This window comes from Nafulsella turpanensis ZLM-10, assembly GCF_000346615.1.
Lineage (GTDB): Bacteria > Bacteroidota > Bacteroidia > Cytophagales > Cyclobacteriaceae > Nafulsella > Nafulsella turpanensis.
The window spans coordinates 80,585-88,075 of sequence record NZ_ANNU01000037.1; the positions used below are offsets into that span (position 1 = coordinate 80,585).

At 49.9% G+C, this 7,491-nt stretch carries 2 protein-coding genes; one reads left to right on the plus strand and one right to left on the minus strand.

Going from position 1 to position 7,491, the window contains the following annotated elements:
• Positions 1-57: 57 nt before the first annotated feature.
• On the minus strand, positions 58-2,853 hold the full coding sequence (locus F752_RS0115195) for a M16 family metallopeptidase (protein WP_017732600.1): 2,796 nt from the start codon (positions 2,851-2,853) through the stop codon (positions 58-60).
• Positions 2,854-3,150: 297 nt separating this feature from the next.
• Here F752_RS0115195 and dnaE point away from each other — a divergent pair, with 297 nt between their 5' ends.
• Positions 3,151-7,377 carry a DNA polymerase III subunit alpha gene (gene dnaE / locus F752_RS0115205; protein ID WP_017732602.1) on the plus strand — a complete coding sequence of 1,409 codons (4,227 nt, stop codon included), beginning with the start codon at positions 3,151-3,153 and terminating at the stop codon, positions 7,375-7,377.
• The last annotated feature ends 114 nt before the right edge of the window (positions 7,378-7,491 follow it).

The following is a 7,491-nucleotide window of genomic DNA, read 5'->3' on the forward strand; positions in this document are numbered from 1 at the left end:
AAAAAAGCAGCCGGTGAATAATTTACCGGCTGCTTTTTAATTTAAACCTTTTTTCTGTTAATTCTTCGAATCAATAGTGGTATTGAGGTTCTCTTCTTCTTTTACCACTTCTCCGTCGCTGTTAATGATTACGACTTCTCCATAGCCCAGCGCTCTTAACTTTTCTTCAATCTGCGCCCGGTCGCCTACCACTACCCAGCTGATGTCCTCGGGCTTAATGAGCTTTTTGGCAGCTTCCTTAATTTCCGAAAGCTGAAGGTTCTGGACATTTTCAGAATACTCCTGGTAGTAATTATCAGGATATTGATACTTCACAATTTCAGAGGCGGCACTCTCTACGGCGGCCAATGTTTCCCACTGGCCGGGGAGTTTAAGAATACTATTATTCTGCACCTTCAGGAATTCTTCTTCCGTTGCAGGGCGGATATTGATGTATTCTGTAACCTCCTTCATCATTTCCTTCATCGATTCCTGGGTCTTGTCGGACTGAACAGGCGCGTAGGCAATGAAAGGCCGCTGACCTTTTGCACTCATTAAAAGCGTTCTGGCACCATAAGACCAGCCTTTGGCTTCGCGCAGGTTCATATTCACCCTGGAAGTAAACTGGCCACCGAGGATGTCATTCATCATTTCTATGGCTACCTCTTCTTCTGCATTTGGCTTGGCAGCGACATGGCCTGCAATAATTACAGACTGAATGGCGCCTGGCTTGTCCATGAGGTAAATCTTCTTCTTACCCGGCTTCACCATCGCCAGGTTTTTCACAGGCACTGTTCCTTTCTTCCATTTATTCAGTCTTTTCTCCAGTAGCTTTTCCAGTTCCGGCTGGCTAATGTCGCCACTTACCACAAGGGTGGCATTGTTTGGCTTAAACCAGTTGGAATAGAACTTCAGCAGGTCGTCGCGCTTCAGGCTGGATACGGTGCCTTCATAGCCTGAGCCCGAGAGCGGGTTGCTGTAGGCGTGGCCTTTACCATACATGTATTGAGGGAATACCCGCAAAGCCATAGAGAATGGGCTGGCTTTTTCCTGCTGAATCTGCATAAGCTGTTCTTTGCGAAGTCGCTCAAAATCTTCTTCATTAAAAGAAGGGTTCAGCAGAACATCCGTATACAAGTCAAGGCTGCTTTCCAGCATTGGCTTCAGGGCAGTCATTTTTACATAAGAATGATCCAGGTCTGAATAGGCGTAAAGGTCTGCTCCTAACAGGGCCAGTTCTTCGTTGATTTGTAGTGAATTGCGGCTCTTGGTGCCTTCGTCCATCATATTGAGGGTGAGGGAAGCCGTGCCCGGGGTGGCGAACTGGTCAGCAGCATAGCCGGCATCTACCATGAGGTTAAAGCGAACAAGCGGCACGGCATCGCGCTGGGCAAGTACTACTTTTAATCCATTGGAGAGGGTAAAGCGCTGCAGGTCGGGGAAGCTTACTGCGCCTGCTTCTGCTACAGCAGGTAAGCCTTTGCTGCGGTCCACCGTCGATGGAGTTGTTTTGTATTCAGGAACAGGTACAATGGACAGTACCAGTTTACCATCTGACAGCCATTTATTGGCAGCGGTTTTTACTGCGGTAGCCGTGGCGTTTTTCATGCCTGCGTTACGGGTTCTGTAAAAGGCAGGGTCATTGCCAAATACCTGATTGCTGGCCAGGATATCGGATTTGCCGCCAAAACCACCAATGCGCTCCATGCCTTTAATAAAGTTGGAGAAGTAGTTGGTTTTGGTGCGGAGCATTTCTGTTTCGGTAGGGCCTTCCACCAGCAGGCGCGCCAGCTCTTCGTTAATGGCTTTTTCTACTTCCTTGGCATCTACACCAGGCTTTACATCGGCATAAATGGTGAACATGCCGGCAATTTCCATTTCAGAATTCCAGGCACCTACGTCGGAGGCAATTTGCTCGTCGTACACCAGGCGTTTGTAGAGGCGTGAATTTTTTCCATCGGCCAGGGCGCCGGCAGCAAAATCAAGCAGGAAAGCTTCAGGATTGCCCCACTCCGGTACATTCCAGCTCATGTAAATGCGGGTTTGTGGTACCCGGTCCTGCATTTCAATTCTTTTCTCTCCGGTTCTTTTGGCAATATTTACTTCAGGACGGGTCAAGGGAGGACCAGCCGGGATATCGCCAAAATAAGTAACTGCTTTGTTATATACTTCCTGAGCATCAACATCGCCCGCTACGACCACTACGGCATTGGCTGCGCCATAGTAATTCTTGAACCACTCCTTCACATCTTCGAGCGAGGCAGCGTCCAGATCTTCCAGCGAGCCAATTACAGAATGGCTGTAAGGGTGGCCGAAAGGAAAGCTTTCTTCCATCAGTGCATTCCAGCTACGGCCGTAGGGTTGGTTTTCGCCCTGGCGCTTTTCATTCTGCACTACTCCTCTTTGCTCATCGAGGCGCTCCTGCGAAATGGCACCGGCAAAGTGCCCCATGCGGTCCGATTCCATCCACAGCGCTACGTCCAGTGCGGTAGTCGGTACGTTCTGGAAGTAGTTGGTGCGGTCGGTATTGGTGGTGCCGTTCAGGTCGGTAGCGCCAATGCGTTCCATGGCTTCGAAATAGTCGGTATTAAAGTTTTCGCTGCCATTGAACATCAGGTGTTCGAAAAGATGTGCGAAACCGGTTTTGCCGTACTTCTCATTTTTTGAGCCCACATGGTACCATACATTCACCGCCGCAATGGGCGACTTATGGTCTTCGTGAACAATCAGCGTGAGTCCGTTGTCGAGGACAAACTTCTCGTGCGGAATTTCCAGTTCTTCCAGCGAAAAGTTGAGGTCTTTCTGCTGGGCAAACAGGCCCGTTGTTCCAAAGCAGAGGAGCAGGAGCAGGGGCATAAAAAAATTCTTTCTCATATAGGGGCAGATTTTTAGGTGTTGAAAATATTCAAAAAGATACATAGTTTATGCCATATTTAAGTAAGTTCCTTGTAACTTTTGATAAGAAAAATAGATAAATGGCAGATGGAAGGGACGACTGGTAGGAAGAAGCGTTCAGGCAGAAAAAAAGGAGAGGCAAAGGACATTTTTGACTCTCTTTTTGTTAAACTGAGGAAGCCGGAATTTGAAAAGTTTTTAGCTGGCAATCCCGCGAAAAGCTGGTATATTTATCTCCCGGTTTTCCGGAAGCAGCCCCTTTACTGAAGATAAGCTATGTATTTAATATTCGATACCGAAACCACCGGTTTACCCCAAAATTATAATGCCCCCGTTACTGACCTCGACAACTGGCCCCGCCTGGTGCAGCTGGCCTGGCAATTACACGATGGTAAGGGTAAACTCCTCTCGGCCAAAAACTATATTATAAAGCCCGAGGGTTTTACCATTCCGTATAACTCGGAAAAAATACATGGTATTTCTACCAAAATGGCACAGGAGCAGGGATATGATCTAGCTTTTGTGCTGCAGGAGTTCAATGCCGACCTGGAAAAAACCGAGGCGGTTATTGGGCATAACGTCAGCTTCGACCTCAATATCGTAGGGGCGGAAAACATTCGGGCGCAGCAGGAAAGCAAGCTGCTCGAAATAAAAGCCATCGACACAAAAGATGAGGCCACCGATTTTGTGGCCATTCCCGGCCGTGGCGGCAAGTTTAAATGGCCTACCCTTACGGAACTGCACGTTAAACTTTTTGGCGAGGCTTTCGACGATGCCCACGATGCGGCTTACGACGTGCATGCCACCACGCGCTGTTTCTTCGGACTGTTGAAGGAAGGAGTCATTAAACCCCTCGATGATACTCCTGTGGCGGATATCGTGTACGAGGAGCCGGAGCTCGATGCAGCCAACTTTGCCCAGAAGAAAAAGAAAGGCGGTGATGGGCTGGTGGTGGATAAAGCCGCGGCCAAAAAAATCGATAGTGCCTTCTCGCACCTGCATGTGCACTCGGCCTTTTCAGTACTGCAGGCCACGCCCGATATAAAAGGACTGGTAGGTAAAGCCAAGGAAATGGGCATGCCTGCCGTGGCGCTTACCGACCTGGGCAATATGTTTGCCACCTATCATTTCGTAAAAGAAGCCCTTAAGCAGGAGATTAAACCTATCGTAGGCTGTGAGTTTTATGTGGCCGAAGAGCGCCTGAAACTTAAGTTTACGAAGGATGCGCCCGATAAGCGATTTCAGCAGGTGCTGCTGGCCAAAAACAAGGAGGGCTATCACAATCTGTCCAAGCTCAGCTCCCTGGCCTATATCGAAGGTAACTACGGTATCTATCCACGTATCGACAAGGCACTGATTGAGGAGTACAAAGATAACCTCATTGCTACCACCGGCGGACTGGATGGTGAAATCCCGAACCTGATTCTGAATGTAGGTGAAACCCAGGCAGAAGAAGCCTTTAAATGGTGGCACCAGCTGTTTGGCGATGATTTTTATGTGCAGCTACAGCGCCACGGACTGGAAGAGGAAAATCGTGTTAACGAGGTGCTGCTGGAGTTTGCGAAAAAGTATGGTGTAAAATACTTTGCCGCCAACAATGCATTTTACCTCGATAAGAAAGATGCCAACGCCCACGACGTACTTATTTGTGTAAAAGAAGGTGAGCTGCAGTCGACGCCTATCGGGCGGGGCCGTGGCTTTCGCTGGGGCTTTCCGAACCAGGAATTCTACTTCAAGTCGCAGGAGGAAATGAAGGCACTCTTCACCGACCTGCCAGAAGCGATTGAATGTACGCAGGAAATCGTCGATAAGGTAGAGTCCTTTAAGCTGCAGCGCGATGTGCTCCTGCCTAAATTCGGCATTCCGGAGGAATTTGTTGACCCACAGGATGATGTGGATGGCGGCAAAAGGGGTGAGAATGCCTACCTGCGCCACCTCACTTACGAAGGGGCGAAAAAGCGGTATGGCGAAATTACTCCCGAAATAAAGGAGCGCCTCGACTTTGAGCTGGAAACCATTGCCAATACCGGCTATCCCGGTTACTTCCTCATTGTACAGGACTTTACCAGCGAAGCCCGCAAAATGGGTGTTTCCGTTGGACCGGGCCGTGGTTCTGCTGCCGGTTCTGCCGTAGCCTACTGTATTGGCATTACCAACGTAGATCCTATTGCCTACGACCTGCTGTTCGAGAGGTTCCTGAACCCCGACCGTGTATCTCTTCCCGATATTGATATTGACTTTGACGACGAAGGCCGCGGCAAAGTCATTGACTGGGTGGTGAAGAAGTACGGCTATAACCAGGTATCGCACATTATAACCTATGGTTCCATGGCGGCTAAATCGGCCATCAGGGACTGTGCGCGGGTAATGGAGCTTCCGCTAAGCGAAGCCAATGAGCTGGCGAAAATGGTGCCTGATAAGCCGGGGACCACACTGGCCAAAGCCTTTAAGGAAGTGCCGGAGCTGAAAGCTATCCGCGACGGGCACGGTCTCAAGGCAGAGGTACTGCGGCAGGCCGAAATTCTGGAAGGTTCCGTGCGAAATACCGGCCTCCACGCCTGTGGGGTAATTATTACGCCAGACGATATTACCAAGTACATCCCTGTTGCCACTTCCCGAGACGCGGTGCTCCTCAACACCCAGTTCGATAACTCGGTGGTAGAAGAGGCCGGTATGCTGAAGATGGACTTTCTGGGGCTGAAAACCCTTACCATCATCAAAACCGCTATCAGGTATATTAAAGAGCGCCATGGGGTAGAGATAGACCCCGACACCATTCCGCTCGACGACCAGAAGACCTATGAACTGTATCAGCGCGGCGAAACGAACGGGACCTTCCAGTTCGAGTCACCGGGTATGCAGAAGCACCTGCGTAACCTGAAGCCCGATAAGTTCGAGGACCTTATCGCCATGAACGCTTTGTATCGCCCGGGGCCGCTGGAGTATATCCCCAACTTTATTGCCCGTAAACACGGCCGCGAGCCCATTACCTACGACATTCCTGCCATGGAAGAGTACCTGGGCGAAACCTATGGTATTACGGTGTATCAGGAACAGGTAATGCTTCTGTCGCAGTCACTCGCCGGCTTCTCTAAAGGCGATGCCGACGTGCTGCGGAAGGCCATGGGTAAGAAAATATTTGCCCTGCTGGAAAAGCTGAAGCCCAAGTTTGTGGAAGGCGGCAAAGCCCGCGGGCACGACGAAGCCAAGCTGAACAAGGTCTGGAAAGACTGGGAAGCCTTTGCGGCCTATGCCTTCAACAAATCGCACTCCACCTGCTATTCCGTAGTCGCTTACCATACCGCTTATCTCAAAGCCCATTATCCCGCCGAGTATATGGCGGCGGTGCTCACACACAACCAGAGCAACATTGAGAAGGTGACCTTCTTTATGGAGGAGTGTAAGGCGCAGGGCATTAAAGTACTCGGGCCGGATGTAAACGAATCAGGTATCAACTTCGAAGTAAACGATGCCGGAGAAATCCGCTTTGGTCTGGGGGCCATCAAAGGAGCCGGTGAAGCAGCCGTGGAAGCCATTATTGAGGAGCGGAAGAAGAAAGGACCTTACAAGGATATCTTTGACTTTGCCAAACGGGTTAACCTTCGGGCCGTGAACAAGAAAACCTTCGAATGCCTTGCCATGGGCGGAGGTTTCGATTGTTTCGCAGGCTTCCACCGGAAGCAGTACCTGTTGGCCGACGAAGGCGAGGGGGGTACACTCATCGAAACGGCCATAAAATGGGCGCAGCGTGTACAGGCCGAGGAGGAAAGTGCACAGGCTTCTCTTTTTGGTGGCAGCAGTGGCGTATCCATTCCTATGCCCAAAGCGCCTAATGTGGAGCCCTATGGCGAAATTGAAAAGCTCCGGATAGAAAAAGAAGTAGTTGGCTTCTTTATCAGCGGCCATCCACTCGACCAGTTTAAGCTCGAGATGAAGAGTTTCTGTAATACTACGCTGGCTGAACTAACCGATTTAACGGCCCTGCAGGGGCGGCAGAACATCTGTCTGGGAGGTTCTGTGTCGGACTTTGCTCACCGTACCACCAAAAACGGCAATCCTTTTGGTACCCTGACGATGGAGGACTATGACGGTACCTTTACCTTCTTCCTCTTTTCAGAAGACTACACCCGCTTTAAGCAGTACTTTATGAAGGACTGGTTCCTTTTCATACAGGGAAGTGTGGTGCCCCGGAAATGGAAGGAAGGAGAGCTGGAGTTTAAAATCATGAACATCCAGCTGTTGTCCGACATCCGAAGCAAGATGACCAAGGGCATCAGCATTAACATCCATGCGCGGGACGTAAGCCTGCCGCTGGTGGAACAGATTGAAAAACTCGGCATCAGCTATCCCGGTAACTGCGACTTCAAGCTCAATGTATTCGACGAAGACGATCAGCTACAGGTAGAACTCCTCAGCCGCAAATACCGCATCGACCCCAATAACGACCTCCTTAAGGAGCTCGACAACCTCGCCCCACAGGTAGGTTATAAAGTGTTGCAGTAGTAGGTAATAGAAGTAGTATTTGTATATAAAGGGAAGTTTATAGCAAATAAAACAGCAGTTGAAGGGCTAACTGTTGATATAAACAAGTTGAACAAAACCTCCTTCGTCGGTAAT